The sequence below is a fragment of the Sphingobacterium corticibacter genome (genome assembly GCF_003076635.1).
Classification (GTDB): Bacteria; Bacteroidota; Bacteroidia; order Sphingobacteriales; family Sphingobacteriaceae; genus Sphingobacterium; species Sphingobacterium corticibacter.
Map to the genome: position 1 here is coordinate 377,001 of NZ_QDKG01000002.1, position 15,192 is coordinate 392,192.

The 15,192-nt window shown below is 42.5% G+C and carries 13 protein-coding genes; 5 read left to right on the forward strand and 8 right to left on the reverse strand.

Annotated features, from left to right (window positions below; all coding sequences use genetic code 11):
• Positions 1 to 155 precede the first annotated feature (155 nt).
• The 5 genes from nadD to dnaN form a co-directional block, all read right to left on the reverse strand.
• On the reverse strand, positions 156 to 737 hold the full coding sequence (gene nadD / locus DC487_RS07640) for a nicotinate (nicotinamide) nucleotide adenylyltransferase (protein WP_116775366.1): 582 nt from the start codon (positions 735 to 737) through the stop codon (positions 156 to 158).
• A 6-nt stretch (positions 738 to 743) separates the two neighbouring features.
• Positions 744 to 1,313 (reverse strand): guanylate kinase, encoded by a 570-nt coding sequence (gmk, locus tag DC487_RS07645; protein ID WP_116775367.1) that lies wholly within the window; start codon positions 1,311 to 1,313, stop codon positions 744 to 746.
• Positions 1,314 to 1,320: 7 nt separating this feature from the next.
• Entirely contained in the window at positions 1,321 to 2,196 is an 876-nt protein-coding gene (locus tag DC487_RS07650) for a YicC/YloC family endoribonuclease (protein ID WP_116775368.1), read from the reverse strand.
• Positions 2,197 to 2,293: 97 nt separating this feature from the next.
• Positions 2,294 to 2,965 carry a DedA family protein gene (locus tag DC487_RS07655; protein WP_116775369.1) on the reverse strand — a complete coding sequence of 224 codons (672 nt, stop codon included), beginning with the start codon at positions 2,963 to 2,965 and terminating at the stop codon, positions 2,294 to 2,296.
• Positions 2,966 to 2,979: 14 nt separating this feature from the next.
• Positions 2,980 to 4,101 (reverse strand): DNA polymerase III subunit beta, encoded by a 1,122-nt coding sequence (gene dnaN, locus DC487_RS07660; protein WP_116775370.1) that lies wholly within the window; start codon positions 4,099 to 4,101, stop codon positions 2,980 to 2,982.
• A gap of 87 nt (positions 4,102 to 4,188) precedes the next feature.
• Here dnaN and DC487_RS07665 point away from each other — a divergent pair, with 87 nt between their 5' ends.
• From DC487_RS07665 to DC487_RS07685, 5 genes are all read left to right on the forward strand, one after another.
• Complete coding sequence (locus DC487_RS07665; protein WP_116775371.1) at positions 4,189 to 5,337, forward strand: DNA polymerase III subunit; 1,149 nt, start codon at positions 4,189 to 4,191, stop codon at positions 5,335 to 5,337.
• Positions 5,338 to 5,341: 4 nt separating this feature from the next.
• On the forward strand, positions 5,342 to 6,730 hold the full coding sequence (locus DC487_RS07670) for a PSP1 domain-containing protein (RefSeq protein WP_207774338.1): 1,389 nt from the start codon (positions 5,342 to 5,344) through the stop codon (positions 6,728 to 6,730).
• A 1-nt stretch (position 6,731) separates the two neighbouring features.
• Positions 6,732 to 7,205, forward strand: coding sequence for a gliding motility lipoprotein GldH (locus DC487_RS07675; RefSeq protein ID WP_116775373.1), 474 nt, complete (start codon positions 6,732 to 6,734; stop codon positions 7,203 to 7,205).
• Positions 7,202 to 8,260 (forward strand): tetraacyldisaccharide 4'-kinase, encoded by a 1,059-nt coding sequence (gene lpxK / locus DC487_RS07680; RefSeq protein ID WP_239016339.1) that lies wholly within the window; start codon positions 7,202 to 7,204, stop codon positions 8,258 to 8,260. Before DC487_RS07675 ends, lpxK begins: the two co-directional genes overlap by 4 nt.
• A 99-nt stretch (positions 8,261 to 8,359) precedes the next feature.
• Complete coding sequence (locus DC487_RS07685) at positions 8,360 to 8,848, forward strand: hypothetical protein (RefSeq protein WP_116775374.1); 489 nt, start codon at positions 8,360 to 8,362, stop codon at positions 8,846 to 8,848.
• A 68-nt stretch (positions 8,849 to 8,916) separates the two neighbouring features.
• Here the strand turns inward: DC487_RS07685 and DC487_RS07690 are convergent, their stop codons facing one another.
• From DC487_RS07690 to dxs, 3 genes are all read right to left on the reverse strand, one after another.
• The gene (locus tag DC487_RS07690; protein ID WP_116775375.1) at positions 8,917 to 11,310 is read right to left on the reverse strand and encodes a glycoside hydrolase family 3 N-terminal domain-containing protein; all 2,394 of its coding nucleotides are present in this window, start codon (positions 11,308 to 11,310) and stop codon (positions 8,917 to 8,919) included.
• 130 nt (positions 11,311 to 11,440) lie between these two features.
• Positions 11,441 to 12,868, reverse strand: a complete 1,428-nt coding sequence (gene dnaA, locus DC487_RS07695) for a chromosomal replication initiator protein DnaA (protein ID WP_116775376.1) — start codon at positions 12,866 to 12,868, stop codon at positions 11,441 to 11,443.
• A 353-nt stretch (positions 12,869 to 13,221) separates the two neighbouring features.
• Positions 13,222 to 15,150: a 1-deoxy-D-xylulose-5-phosphate synthase gene (dxs, locus tag DC487_RS07700; protein WP_116775377.1), complete on the reverse strand. Its 1,929-nt coding sequence runs from the start codon at positions 15,148 to 15,150 to the stop codon at positions 13,222 to 13,224.
• Between the last annotated feature and the right edge of the window lie 42 nt (positions 15,151 to 15,192).

Genomic DNA, 15,192 nt, shown 5'->3' on the forward strand with positions numbered 1-15,192 from the left:
CTAGAATGGGTATCCGTTGTTGCAAAAATTTGAAGCGAGGAGTTTTTTGCTTACATTTTTTCGGAAACCACGAAGTAGCATGAGTACCAAAATGATTGACAAAGACGAATAACAAGTAAGAGCCTGTGCGGCTCGAGCACATCTAAAGAAGCAATTTAACGACTATACAAGCCCTTCTTATCTATAAACTCTATCACCGCGTCCGGCGTCATAAATTGAACGCTCTGGCGCGCTTGAATCGCTTTACGAATCGCAGTCGAGGATAACTCCATCTGAGGCGTTTCGGTACGCGTAACCGATGGATGATTTGCTAGTTCACCGGCATCATAAGCCGGCCTCGGATACACCAAAATCTTATAATCCCGTAAAATAATATCGGCATTCTTCCATTTTTGGAAACTAGCCAAATTATCTTCCCCCATAATCAGGGAAAAATCATAATCAGGGTAGCGCTCTTTCAGGTGAACGAGCGTATCAATCGTATACGAAGGCTGAGGCAAATTGAATTCTATATCCGAAGCTCGCAATCGATCGCTGTTTTGGATGGCCAAACTCACCATCTCCAGTCGATCGTACATATTGGCCAAGCTCTTTTTCTCTTTGAAAGGGTTTTGTGGCGATACCACAAACCAAACCTCATCCAAAGAAGTATAGTGAGCCATATGGTTTGCAATGATCAAATGACCCACATGAATGGGGTTAAACGATCCAAAAAACAAACCAATCTGCTTACTCATATCCGTTTAAGATTTGATAAATGGAATGACCAAATCCTCCGCTTGCTGACAAGCTTCCTCTAGCTCGAAATTGTTGAGGATCACATCAAACTTATCCGCAAAACTAAGCTCATGCTCGGCTTTGGCAAAGCGCTCTTTCAACTTTTCTTCACTGTCTGTACCTCTTCCTGTTAAGCGCTCTTTCAACACCTCCAACGATGGCGGATTCACAAAAATAGCCAAAGCCTCATCTGGAAATTTAGATTTCAGGCGCAGTCCGCCGACCACGTCAATATCGAAGATCACGTGCTTTCCTTCGGCCCAAATGCGTTCTACTTCTGAACGCAGTGTACCATAAAAAGTGCCTGAATATACTTCTTCGAACTCGATGAAGTTTTGGTGCGCAATCTTGTGTAAAAAATCGTCTTTGGAAATAAAATAATAATCTTTTCCATCTACCTCTTCCCCACGTGGAGCACGCGTACTTGCCGAAATCGAGAAGGCCAGATCGTTAGGGTATTTGTTTAATAGATGTCTTACTATAGTTGTTTTTCCTGCACCAGATGGTGCAGAAAAGATAATCAATTTGCCACTCATGCTACTCTTATAGTACGTTTAATAACTGTTCCTTAATTTTTTCCAGCTCCTCTTTCATGCGCACTACGATCTGCTGGATATGCGCATTATTGGCTTTAGAGCCTAAGGTATTGATCTCGCGACCCATTTCTTGCGAGATAAATCCCAATTTCTTTCCACTAGGATTAGGCGCTTTTAGCGCTTCTAGGAAATACGCACAGTGGCTACTCAAGCGCACTTTTTCTTCGGTGATGTCTAACTTATCGATGTAATAAATCAATTCCTGCTCGAAACGATTCATGTCTACATTTTCTTTTCCCACGGCGGTATCCATGTACTGCGCGATGCGTTCGCGAATCAACGGGATACGATCGCCATCTACCGCTTCTACCTCCTTCTGGAATGCCATGATATCCGCCACACGTTTTTGTAGATCTGCACTCAATACATTTCCTTCATCCAGACGGAATTGATTGAATTTTTCGATCGCTTGGTGGAATGCTTCGAATAAAACTTTGACCTCTTCCTCATCGGTTTCTGTCTCATTGGATCCTACGACCTCGGGCATTTGCAAAGCCAATTGAAGCAATGGCGATTGCTCATCGCCTACGGCATCAGCCAGCTCTTTCAGCTGTGCGTAATATTTTTTAAATAACCTTTCATTGATGGTCGACGATGTAGCAGTTTGGTCCGCATATTCTGCCGTTACCGTGATATTGACCTTTCCTCGCTCGATGAGCTTTCCGCTTTCGGCGCGGAGCGCCAATTCCTTATCAGATACGTGCTTAGGCAAACGCAAGCTTAGCTCTAAAAACTTCGAATTGAGGGATTTTATTTCTACAGTGTACTTTACCGTTTGGTTTTCTGCCAAACCTGTACCGTAGCCGGTCATGGATTTTATCATACGCAAAGGTACGAAAACCTATATGAAAATTAATTGCTAATCTCTCGACCTCGAGAAGAAGCTATTTCTTCGGAAAAAATACATAAAAACGTGCGAGCTATAAGCCTTCAGCACGCGCTTTGCGCGATGTATTCCACTCCTTGATAAAGCCATAAATAATTGGCAATACCGAAACGAGGATAATGCCTAAGACGACTTTTTCAAAGTTGTCGGCCACCACTGGAATATTGCCCAAGAAATACCCGACTAGGGTGATACCAAATACCCAAACGAAGCCGCCGATGACATTGAACGTGAAAAAGCGGCCATAATTCATATGTCCAATGCCAGCCACAAAAGGAGCAAAAGTTCTTACAATCGGAACGAAACGGGCGATAATGATGGTCTGAGGACCATGTTTTTCGTAAAATTGATTGGTCTTTTCAATGTATTCGTCTTTAACAAGCTGCTTGTTGAACAGTCTTAACCGAACAAACCGATCACCGGCATATTTGCCGATGAGATAGTTACAGGCATCGCCTAAAACCGCAGCAACGAATAACAATACCAAGCAAAAGTAAATGTTCAGCTGCCCTTGTGCTGCAAACATGCCCACGGCAAATAATAGAGAATCGCCCGGCAAGAATGGCATCACGACCAAACCTGTCTCTACGAAAATAATAAGAAAGAGGATCGCATAGATCCAATACTTGTAATCAGCAATCAGCTGTATCAGATGATCGTCAATATGTAAGATGAAATCGATGATTCCATATAAAAAATCCGTCATCGTAGCTGTGCTGACTAATTATTGTTTAACATGACCGGCATCACCAACATCAAGACATCTTCGCTGTCTTCTTTGATGGCTGGGAATAATAATCCGGCACGATTTGGTGTACTCATTTCTAAAGTCACCTCTTCAGATCCTAAATTATTCAACATCTCTACCAAGAAACGGGCATTGAAACCGATTTCCATATCGTCACCCTCGTACTGGCAGCTCAAACGCTCGTGTGCTTCGTTGGAGAAATCCAAATCTTCTGCCGAAATGTGCAATTCGCTACCCGAAATTTTCAACCGTACTTGATGCGTGGTTTTATTCGCGAAAATCACAACACGACGCAGCGAGTTTAAGAAACTAGCACGTTCTACGGTCAATTTATTGGGATTCACTTGAGGAATTACCGCTTCGTAATCTGGGTAACGCTCGTCAATCAATCGACAGATCAAGGACACATGACCAAATTGGAAGAATGCGTTGGTATTATTGTATTCGATAGAAACATTGATATCATCTGAAGGCAAGGAAGACTTCAACAGATTCAAGGCTTTTTTAGGTAAAATTAAGGATGTCGGTTTTTCCGCACCAATATCCGTACGACGATAGCGTACCAATTTGTGTGCATCTGTAGATACAAACGTGATCGACTGCTCTGCCAATTGTACATATACGCCGGACATCGCTGGTCTAAGCTCATCGCTACTTACCGCAAAAATAGTTTTGCTAATAGCTTCTGCTAGGATTGGAGCCGCGATATTTACCGTAGAAATATTATCTACCACTGGGATTTTCGGAAAATCGTCCGCATTCTCGCCACTCAATTTGTATTTACCATCACCAGCACTGATTTCGATTGCCATGGTGGCGGTATCCACCGAGAAAGCAACGGGCTGATCTGGAAGAGTTTTCAACGTCTCGATCAGGATCTTGGATGGCATCGCCACACGTCCTTCTTCTTTAGCTTCTATTTGCAACGATGTCACCATACTGGTCTGCAAATCAGTAGCAGAAATGGTCAATTCATTGTCCTTAATTTCAAACAAAAAGTTCTCCAAAATGGGCAAAACGGTGCTACTGCTAGATGCTCCGCTAATGGCTTGCAATTGCTTCAATAAAGTGGATGTGGATACGATAAACCTCATTTGTAGTTGGCTATTTTATACTGCAATAATACAAAAAGATTCCAACTTTCTTCCAAGGTTTTTTCGTTACTTTTGTACGAATCGGCTATGCGTTTTGAAAATATAATAGGTCACGACAGCGTTAAACAACATCTTATCCGCACCGTACAGGATAATAGGGTGAGTCATGCCCAACTATTTCTCGGACCAGAGGGTTCCGGCTCGTTGCCGCTGGCCATCGCATACGCGCAATTTGTGAATTGCGAAGACAAACAGGAAGCGGATAGCTGTGGTGTTTGTGCCTCTTGTCGCAAATACGAAAAGTTGATCCATCCGGATTTGCACTTCTCCTATCCTTTCTTCGCCAAATCTGCTGGTGAAGTCGCCATTAACTATATCGAAGCTTGGCGACAGGCCTTGTCAGAAAACCCGTATATGGGGATGAATGCGTGGCGAGCGCAATTTGATGCACAAAACAAACAGGCCAATATCAACATTGCAGAAGTACACGATATCATCAAGAAACTCAGTTTCAAAGCATTCGAATCAGAGTATAAAGTGCTGATTATGTGGCTTCCAGAATATCTAGATGCACAGGGAAATGCTTTATTGAAACTGATTGAAGAACCACCTGAGAAAACCTTGTTTCTATTAGTAGCGGAAAATCAAGATCGTATCCTGAATACCATTATTTCGCGGACGCAGTTGGTAAAAATCCATAAGCTGACCCATACCGATATCAATCAATACCTTATTGAAAACAAGGGGGTAGATCCACTCAAGGCTGGAGAAATCTCTTTCTTGGCCGATGGCAATCTGCAATCTGCAATGGAGTTGCTACAGAGCGATAGTAATGCGTACTTTGATCTGATGATACAATGGTTGCGTTTGGTGGTGACCGACACAGGGCTCAAGCTAATTCAATTGTCGGAGATCGATTTCCCTAAATTAGGCAGGGAAAATCAGAAAAACTTCCTGATGTACACCATCGGTATGATGCGACAGATCGTGTTGAAATCGCAGGGACTGGAAAGTTTGATCTTCCTGCAAGACAAAGAATTAGAATTTATTACTAAATTTAGTGAAATATTTACACTGGAACAATTAAGCGCAGGGGTAGATCTACTGGAGAAAACGCATTACGCCGTCGAGCGTAATGCCAATGCTAAAATATTATTTTTAGACTTATCTTTGCAGTTAGTTTTATTGTTCAAATACAAAACGTTCCGCCAACAGGCGGACTCAATATATATATAGACATATGGGATGTGGAAGTTGCGCATCCGGCGGAGGTTGCGGAAGCAAATCTCTGGGGACTGTACCGTCAGGTTGTAATAACAACGGCTCGTGCATGACCAGCGGATGCAATAAATTGGATGTTTACGATTGGCTGACCGACATGGATCTGCCTTCTAATTATAAACCGTTTGACATAGTAGAAGTTCGTTTTAAAGGCTCCAGAAAGGAGTTTTTTGTGAATACGGAAAACCTGTACTTGGAAATGGGCGAAATGGTCGCCGTAGAACCTTCTACGGGCGGTTATGATATTGGCCACGTATCACTCACTGGTGAATTGGTTCGCTTACAACTCAAGAAAAACCGCGTGAAAGCGGAAGATGTAGCCAAGAAAGTATACCGCAAAGCCACAGAAAAAGACATCGAAAAGTTTAATGCTGCTAAAGAGTTGGAGTGGGAAACCATGCACCGCGCTCGTACGCTAGCCTTAGATCTTGGCTTGTCGATGAAGATTTCTGATGTAGATTATCAAGGCGATAAGACCAAAGCGACGTTTTATTATACGGCCGAAGGCCGAGTCGATTTTCGGGAATTGATTAAGCGTATGGCGGAGTCGTTCCGTATTCGGATCGAAATGCGCCAAATCGGTATGCGCCAAGAAGCGAGCCGCTTGGGCGGAATTGGATCTTGCGGACGCGAATTGTGCTGTTCAACGTGGTTAACGGATTTCAAAACGGTTTCTACTTCGGCAGCGCGCTATCAAAATCTTTCGTTGAATACCTTGAAACTGGCCGGTCAATGTGGCAAGTTGAAGTGTTGTTTGAACTACGAGTTGGATAGCTATATGGATGCCCTAAAGGATATCCCGACCGATATCGATCGTATTGATACCGAGATCGGGATGGCGTACTTGCAGAAAACCGATATTTTCAAGAAAACCATGTGGTTTTCGTACCCGAAAGCAGAAAACTGGATTCCTTTGACCGTCGATAAAGTGCGTGAATTCGTGCAGATGAACAAGGGCGGCCAAAAGCCAACCGAATTGCTGTACATTGAGCCAGAAGAAGAAGCTAAAGCGAAGCCAATAAACTACGATTACGAGAACGTAGTAGGACAGGATAGCTTAACCCGATTGGACGACCGCAACAAAAAGAAACGCCGCAAGAAAAAACCTGCTGGCAAAAATCCAAACGGAGAAACAGCGCAAAAATCGGCTGAAAATAGACCAGCACGACCACCAAGACAGCCACAAGCGAAGGCAGACAACGCTCCGCGTACGGACAATCCTAGACCAAAAGCAACTGCTGGTGAAGGAACCGAAGGTGCTGCAAAACCACGTCCAAAAAGACGCAATAACAATAACAGAAATCGCGATAGAAGGAATTATAACAACAACGATAACAAAGCGGAATAGCATGCTGAAAGCACATAGCCTAATACTTTTGAGCTTAGTGTGGCTGTTATTGTTCGCATCCTGCGATCCGCATATTGCATACGAGAAAAACAACAGAATCGACGATTACCGTTGGAATCGCGATTCTGTTGCTCAGTTTTCTGCGCACATTGTTGATGTCTCACAACCGTATCAGATCGCGGTGAATGTGCGGCACAACAATTTTTATCCTTACACCAATCTGGTGTTTTCTGTAGAACAGCAGCATGCTTCCGGCAAGGATACCACGTATAACATAGAGCTATCTTTGGCTAAAGAAGATGGGCGATGGCTCGGTCAATCTGCCGGCAATTTGTATCATATCAAAGAACCGATTATTAAAACATACCTCTTTCCTGATACCGGTGTTTACCACTTTTCGGTTCAACATCATATGGAAGATCATGAGTTAATGGGAATCACAGATATTGGTTTATTAATTGCCCAAAAACCATGATACGCCTACTGCGTTGGCTACTTTTACCCATTTCGCTCTTGTATGGTCTTGCGGTTTGGTTGCGCAATCTGCTATACGATAAAGGAATCTGGAGCAGTAAAAGTTATCCCGTACGCAGTATTGTGATTGGCAATCTTGCGGTCGGCGGCAGTGGAAAAACGCCCATGACAGAGTGCTTGATCCGATGGTTTGATGATGAGTACAAAATAGCCACGCTAAGCCGTGGTTACGGACGCAAAACAACAGGTTTTCGCTATGTGCTGATAAACGATGACGCCGTCGCGACAGGCGATGAACCTTTGCAGTTTAAACGAAAGTTTCCGCACCTTACGGTGGCAGTTTGTGAAGACCGTCGTACAGGGATGGAAACCTTGTTAGGCAAGCACGATCTGATCTTGCTGGACGATGCCTTCCAACATCGTAAAGTTTCCGCCAGCTGCAATATCTTGCTGTTTGAATATGCTTCTTTACTCGGACCAATTATTCCATTGCCCACTGGGAATTTCAGAGATTTATTGCCGCAGGCAAAAAGAGCACATATCATTGTTATTACCAAAATACCAAATGATGTGAGCGCACAACAGCGCACTCAAATCATGCAGAAATTACGCAAACATAGTTCTGCGCCCATCTACTTTGCTTCGATCGCGTACGGCGCTCCTAAAGCCCTTTCTGGGCAAAGCAATACAACTATTAGTTCATTGGTGGATCTGCACGATAAACAGGTGCTGTTAGTAACCGGAATAGCAAACCCAGCTCCCCTATTGGATTATGTGCGTCAGCAAGCCAAATATGTGGAAAGCATCGCTTTACCAGACCATCACCTATTCTCGAAAGCAGATTACGAGCGAATTCAATCATCGTACGCAGCATTAGCAGCCAAAGGAGATACGGCATTGGTCACTACAGAGAAAGATGCACAACGATTATCAATAGATTTTTTACCGAAAATACCCACTTATTTTATCCCGATTACCTTCGCTTTTGATGAAGAACAACGGATTCGCGAAGATGTAATTAACACTCTTGCCCGATATAGTGTAAATGAACCTTAAAGGAAGTTAAAAACTGTTTGTTTTTATACGCTCCGAAATACATTCTCCACCTTTGTTAAAGGAAATAATTCTATTTAAACTAAAAAAAGGAGAAATATTATGAAAAAGGTAATGATTGCAGTAGCGTTATTAGTAGGACTAAACGCAGCACAAGCACAAACAGGTAATGAGGCAAACAAAGATGGACAAACTCGTAATCGTGAAAGAACGGAACGCAGTGGTTTCAACAAAGATCCAGAAGCTCGCGCCAAAGCAAAGGTGGAGCATCTAGATAAAAAATTGGCTCTGACAGCTGCACAGAAAGAATCTATCCACAAACTGGTACTAGATCAATCTAAGAATGCACAAGCACTTTACAAAGACGCTGATCCGAAGAACGATGAAACACGCAATAAAGCAAAAGAGCTAAGAGCTCAAACTGACCGTAAAATAGAAGCATTATTGGATGCGAATCAAAAAGAAAAGTATGCTGAAATGCAGAAAAATCGCAGCGAGTGGTCTAAACGTAATAATCGCAGACCTGATCGCGATAAACGTGAAGGCAGAAAACAAGATGGTGACAAGAGCGTAGAACATAATCACTCTTAATACACAAGCAATTAAAAAGCCCGGAATCATCTGATTTCGGGCTTTTTAATTGTGACATATCGGCCTCTTTATTTCACTTTTCCGTATAATGGTAACTGTACTGATTTTGTGATCTCAACCTTTTCATTTAGGCGGATATCATCTGCGGAAGCACCTACCATCACGTTGAAACTTCCCGCTTCCATGATACGTTGCATCTTCGGATTGATTATCGATAAATCTTCTGGTTGTAAATGGAAAACAACTTGCTTGAATTTCCCAACAGCTAAGTGGATACGATCAAACTTCTTCAATTGTTTGATAGGTTGTACCGTTGAAGCAAATTCATCGCGCACATATAGCTGTACCACTTCATCTCCAGCACGTGATCCTATATTTTTCACTTGGAAACTCACTTCTATACCGCCATCTGCCTGTTGCGTGATCTTCAAATCGCTGTAACCAAACTCTGTGAAGCTTTTTCCATATCCAAACGTGTATAAGGGCGAACCCAATGTTTCCACGTAATCATGTCCTTTAGGTACCTTCTTGTTGTAATACACGGGTAATTGACCAACCGAACGCGGCACAGAAATCGGCAATCTGCCTGCTGGATTGTAATCGCCAAAGATGACATCGGCGATAGCATTTCCACCTTCTTGACCAGGATACCAAGCATTCAATAAGGCATCCGCATTCTCCTGCGCCCAATTCATATTGAGTGGTCTTCCCTGAATGTACACCACGATCATTGGTTTGCCTGTTTTTTTAATCGCTTCTAGTAACTTAATCTGATCGCCTAATAAATCCAACGTAGAGCGGTCAAAACCTTCACCACTTTCCATATCACTGAGCGATTTGGCATCGGCTACTGCCGCTCCGGTTTCGATATATTTTGTTTCGAAATCACGCGCACTAGATCCACCAACGACAACAACCGCCACGTCGGCTTGCATTGCCGCTTCTACTGCTGCCGCAATATCAGATTGTGCCGTATCGCGAATAGCTGTACCTTTTGCGTAGATCACGTTTGCTGCAGGCAATTTCGTTTTGATACCATCTAATACCGTACGGATCGCTGCACGTTCTTGTGGTGCGGTATAATCGCCTAATTGATTATAATGTGTATCCGCATTTGGACCGATCACCGCAATCTTTTTTACTTTTTTGGCAGATAATGGCAATACGTTGTTTTTATTTTCGAGCAAGACAATTGATTCCTGTGCTGCTTTGCGAGCGACGGCTACGTTTTCTTTGCTTCGTACTTCGCGTCCTGCTGCTTTTGCATCACGATATGGATTTTCAAATAAACCCATATCAAACTTCAGGCACAATACACGAGATGCTGCACTATCGATCTTCGCGATATCAATTTTTCCAGCTTTAACCGCTTCGATAAGCTCTGCGAATGGGCGTGCACCCAAATCTACATCTACACCAGCCTCCAAAGACATCGTGCCTGCCTCTTGCAAAGAAGATGCTACGCGATGACTAGAATACACACCATCAATACTTCCTAAATCAGAAACTACAAAGCCATCAAATCCCCAATCCTTACGCAACACGTCGGTAAGTAAATAACCATCTGCCGTACAAGGAATACCATCAATGGAGTTATAAGCGGTCATCACCGATAAAGCGCCCGCTTCTACCGTTTTGAAAAATGGTGGCAGAAAACTTTCATGCAATTCTCGCTGTCCGATGATCGCACTATTGCCATTGTGACCGCCTTCCGGTATGCCGTAAGCAATGAAATGCTTAATGGTGGAAATTACCGCGTTTGGATTCTTTATATCGCCTGCGCCAGCTCCTTTTGCTGCTGCTGCACCCATCGTTCCGCTCAAAACCGGATCTTCGCCATATGTTTCTTCGACACGTGACCAACGTGGATCGCGCGAAAGATCTAAAACCGGACCGTAACCTATATGCCCGCCTTGCAAGCGAACTTCTTTGGCAGAAACTGCCGAAACTTGCTCTTGCAACGTAGGATTCCAAGTAGAGGCCATGCCAATTCCCGTCGGGAAAACCGTCGTTCCGATAGCCATATGACCATGTGGTGCTTCTTCTGCAATGAAAATTGGAATTCCCAAACGCGTTTCTTCCACGGCATAACGCTGCATCGCATTGGCTGCTTCGGCAGCTAAGGCTGGTCTAAGACCATTTTCTAAAGTTTTCTGCGTCCAAGGATCAGCGCGAAATACCGCCCAAAACATACCTACATGCTGCTTATCCAGCAAATTCTTGTATTTCTCTGAGTAGGTAACGGTATTACCATCTTTGGTATACATTTCCCAGCCGAGTGGACAAAGCAATTGACCTACTTTCTCTTCTAGCGTCATGTGACTTAAAAGATCGGCCGTGCGCTCGCTTGTGCTTAACCGAGCATCTTTATATCGAAATTTTTCCTGTGCTAAACTGGAGGATGTAGTTAAACACAATCCTAAGCCCGCAATTAGCAATATGTTTCGAGTTTCTTTAAACATAATAAAAGGTATTAGCAGTGCTCAATGCAACCGTTTGCATTGAAATTCGACGCAAAATAAGAATAATCGATCTAAAATAAAAAGGCGCCTAAGTAACAACTTGGCGCCTGTAATATTTTGTACGGTAAGACTAAGAAGCTTTCAGCTTTTTCTGGATGTCTTGCACGTAAGTTTTGAATTTTTTGTCGGTTTCAATAAGATCTTCTACCGTTTGGCAAGCATAAATAACCGTGGAGTGATCACGACCGCCAAAGAAGTTACCGATCGATTTTAGAGAGGATTTTGTGTGGTTTTTGGCCAAATACATGGAGATTTGACGCGCCTGTACAATCTCACGCTTTCGAACTTTGGATTTCACCATCTCAACTGGTACTTCAAAGTACTCACAAACCAGTTTCTGGATATAATCCATCGAGATCTCTTTGCTGGTGTTCTTCACGAAGTTTTTCAACATGGACTTCGCCAAGTTCAGATCAATCTCTTTTTTATTGAGCGTAGATTGTGCTAGCAAAGAAACCATGGCTCCCTCTAGTTCACGTACACTGTTATCGATCTGGTTAGCCACAAATTCAACGACATTCTCCGGCAATTCAATCCCGTCTGAATACATTTTCTTCTTCAAGATTGCCATTCTAGTTTCTAGATCGGGCACCTGAATATCAGCTGAAAGTCCCCATTTGAAACGACTTAGCAAGCGTTCCTCTAGTCCGGATAAATCTTTTGGTGGTTTATCTGATGTCAAGATAATCTGCTTACCCGATTGGTGTAGGTGATTGAAGATATGGAAGAAAATATCCTGTGTTTTTTCTTTTCCGGCGAAGTTATGCACATCATCCATGACGATCACGTCCATCGCTTGGTAAAAGTTTACGAAATCATTGATTGTATTGTTTTTCAATGAATCCACAAATTGCTGACAGAACTTTTCACAAGAAACGTAGATAACCAACTTATCTGGAAGATTTTTTTTGATTTCGTTTCCAATAGCTTGCACGAGGTGTGTTTTACCTAGACCCACATCGCCATATACCATTAATGGATTAAAGGAAGTTCCGCCTGGTTTATTCGCCACCGCAAAACCTGCTGATCGCGCCAAACGATTACATTCTCCTTCGATGAAGTTATCGAAGGTATAATTTTGATTAAGCTGCGGATCTACCTGCAACTTTTTCAAGCCTGGAATCACGAAAGGATTCTTAATGTTTTTATTGAGCGCAACAGGTACAGGGATCGATTGATTCTTTCCCTCTGCCCCATTTCCGTTAGACGGTATGTTGGTGGTGAATGGGATACTGGTCGAAGATTTTTCTACGACGATATTGTATTCCAAACGACCTTGTTCACCTAAGAACTTTTTAACTGTTTTGCGAAGGATGCCCACATAATGCTCTTCTAACCATTCGTAGAAAAACAAACTCGGCACCTGAATAGTCAAAACGTTTTCTTCAAGACGTATGGCCTTCACAGGCTCAAACCATGTTTTGAAACTTTGCGCAGGAATGTTGTCTTTTATGACTTGAAGACAGCTATTCCATACACTTGTACACGTTTTTTCCATTCGTAAATTGTTAATAACTTGAAAACCAATGATTGACAAAAAAGCTGTTAAAAACTTTCTCTTACAACGAAGATGATGATTTTTTTTGAGCTATAAAATTAAAAAAACAAAAAAAGATTAAATTACTATAAATCAAATACTTACAACAAATAATAGGCGTTTTTACTACAAATTTTAATGTCAATATTTTTTTATTAACATCGATTTTGTATGCTGATTTTTTCACTTAAAAAGTACCTTTTTCTTAGATGCTCGAAAGGACTTGTGGAAAACTTTGGCGGTTAATAACGCGTATTTTACCCCAGAGATAGAAATTACCTCTAGGGACTCATATTGAAAGAATTATGTAGCAATTATCCGACCAAAGTTTGGGTTTTGCGGCCGGCTGTTAGTTTATTTATTTCCTCTGCTATGGCAGTAGCATCGTAGCGGCATATTTGCCACAATTCTTCTTGATCTCCGTGTTCTACAATATCATCTGGGATGCCTAATCGTACTACCTGAGCTTGATAATTGTGCTCTGCCATGAATTCTAAGATCGCAGATCCAAATCCACCCATCAAGCAGCCATCTTCTACAGTGATTACTTTTTGGAATTTGGCAAAAATTTGGTGTAATAGTTCTTCGTCCAACGGTTTTACAAAGCGCATATCGTAATGCGCTGGATGAATTCCTTCTTCGCTTACTTGTTTGAAAGCTTTCACCACTTCATTACCAATATGACCAAAACTCAGTACGGCTACTTCTTCACCATCACAAATTTTGTGGCCTTTACCAATTGGAAGTTCTCTAAAAGGTTTCCGCCAATCCGGCATCACGCCCGATCCACGTGGATAACGAATACTAAATGGTCCTTTGTCTGGCAACTGTGCTGTAAACATCATATTACGGAGCTCTTCTTCGTTCATAGGAGCGGCCACAATCATATTGGGTACACAACGCATAAAAGCAATATCATAGGCGCCATGATGCGTTGGCCCGTCTGCACCGACCAATCCTGCTCTATCTAAACAGAATACCACATTCAGTTTCTGTAACGCAACATCGTGGATTGCTTGATCAAAGGCACGTTGCATGAAGGAAGAATATATGGTACAAAAAGGCACTAAACCTTGCGTGGCAAGTCCGGCACTAAAGGTAACCGCGTGTTGCTCTGCAATACCGACATCAAATGCGCGATCTGGCATCGCTTTCATCATGATGTTCAAAGATGAACCACTCGGCATTGCTGGGGTAATTCCCATGATTGCCTTATTTGACTCGGCCAGCTCGACCAGTGTGTGGCCGAATACATCTTGGTATTTTGGTGCCTGCGGTTTCTCGTGAATTGTTTTCTTAATTTCTCCCGTAATCTTGTCAAACAAACCGGGTGCATGCCATTTGGTTTGATCTTTCTCGGCCAACGCATAACCTTTACCTTTTACGGTAATGGCATGCAGGAGCTTTGGCCCCGGAATATGCTTGAGATCCTCTATAGTTTTGGCCAGTTGATTAACATCGTGTCCGTCTACTGGACCAAAATATCTGAAATTAAGTGATTCAAACAAGTTAGCATTCTCCCACAGCGTTCCTTTGATAGACTGTTGGAGTTTCTTGGCCCAACCATAGGCATTTGGTCCATTCTTAGAGATCTTGGCTAATACACTCACCAAATCGTCTCTAAATCGATTGTAACTTTTAGAGGTAGTAATATTGGTGAGGTAATCCTTCAATGCTCCAACATTAGGATCAATGGACATGCAATTGTCATTCAGGATGACCAGAATATTTGATTTTTCAATACCAGCGTGGTTAAGCGCTTCGAAAGCCATTCCACCGGTTAGTGCACCATCACCAATTACGGCTACGTGCTGGCGATCGTGTTCTCCTTTGTAAGCCGAAGCTACCGCCATACCCAAAGCTGCAGAAATAGACGTAGATGAATGCCCTACGCCGAAGGCGTCGTATTCACTTTCGGATCGTTTTGGAAATCCAGACAATCCACCGATAAGGCGATTAGTATGAAAATTTTCTCTTCTTCCTGTTAGAATTTTATGACCATAAGCTTGGTGACCAACATCAAACACGATTTGATCATACGGTGTATTGAGCACATAGTGTAATGCTACAGTCAATTCAACTACACCCAAACTAGCTGCAAAGTGCCCGCCATTTACCGAAACTATGTCAATAATATACTGCCGTAAATCAGAACAAACTTCCTCTAGGTCAGTCTCTTTCAATTTTCGTAAATCAGATGGCAATATAATATCCTTTAGTTTGGATCCAATCTCTATGCTCATATGGGAGAAATATTCAAAAATAGATTACAAAGTAACAAACTT

Excerpts from the sequence above, each read along its gene's own strand:
- nadD (WP_116775366.1), bottom strand. The coding sequence starts at position 737 with ATGAGTAAGCAGATTGGTTTGTTTTTTGGATCGTTTAACCCCATTCAT.
- gmk (WP_116775367.1), bottom strand. The coding sequence starts at position 1,313 with ATGAGTGGCAAATTGATTATCTTTTCTGCACCATCTGGTGCAGGAAAA.
- DC487_RS07650 (WP_116775368.1), bottom strand. The coding sequence starts at position 2,196 with ATGATAAAATCCATGACCGGCTACGGTACAGGTTTGGCAGAAAACCAA.
- DC487_RS07655 (WP_116775369.1), bottom strand. The coding sequence starts at position 2,965 with ATGACGGATTTTTTATATGGAATCATCGATTTCATCTTACATATTGAC.
- dnaN (WP_116775370.1), bottom strand. The coding sequence starts at position 4,101 with ATGAGGTTTATCGTATCCACATCCACTTTATTGAAGCAATTGCAAGCC.
- DC487_RS07665 (WP_116775371.1), top strand. The coding sequence starts at position 4,189 with ATGCGTTTTGAAAATATAATAGGTCACGACAGCGTTAAACAACATCTT.
- DC487_RS07670 (WP_207774338.1), top strand. The coding sequence starts at position 5,342 with ATGGGATGTGGAAGTTGCGCATCCGGCGGAGGTTGCGGAAGCAAATCT.
- DC487_RS07675 (WP_116775373.1), top strand. The coding sequence starts at position 6,732 with ATGCTGAAAGCACATAGCCTAATACTTTTGAGCTTAGTGTGGCTGTTA.
- lpxK (WP_239016339.1), top strand. The coding sequence starts at position 7,202 with ATGATACGCCTACTGCGTTGGCTACTTTTACCCATTTCGCTCTTGTAT.
- DC487_RS07685 (WP_116775374.1), top strand. The coding sequence starts at position 8,360 with ATGAAAAAGGTAATGATTGCAGTAGCGTTATTAGTAGGACTAAACGCA.
- DC487_RS07690 (WP_116775375.1), bottom strand. The coding sequence starts at position 11,310 with ATGTTTAAAGAAACTCGAAACATATTGCTAATTGCGGGCTTAGGATTG.
- dnaA (WP_116775376.1), bottom strand. The coding sequence starts at position 12,868 with ATGGAAAAAACGTGTACAAGTGTATGGAATAGCTGTCTTCAAGTCATA.
- dxs (WP_116775377.1), bottom strand. The coding sequence starts at position 15,150 with ATGAGCATAGAGATTGGATCCAAACTAAAGGATATTATATTGCCATCT.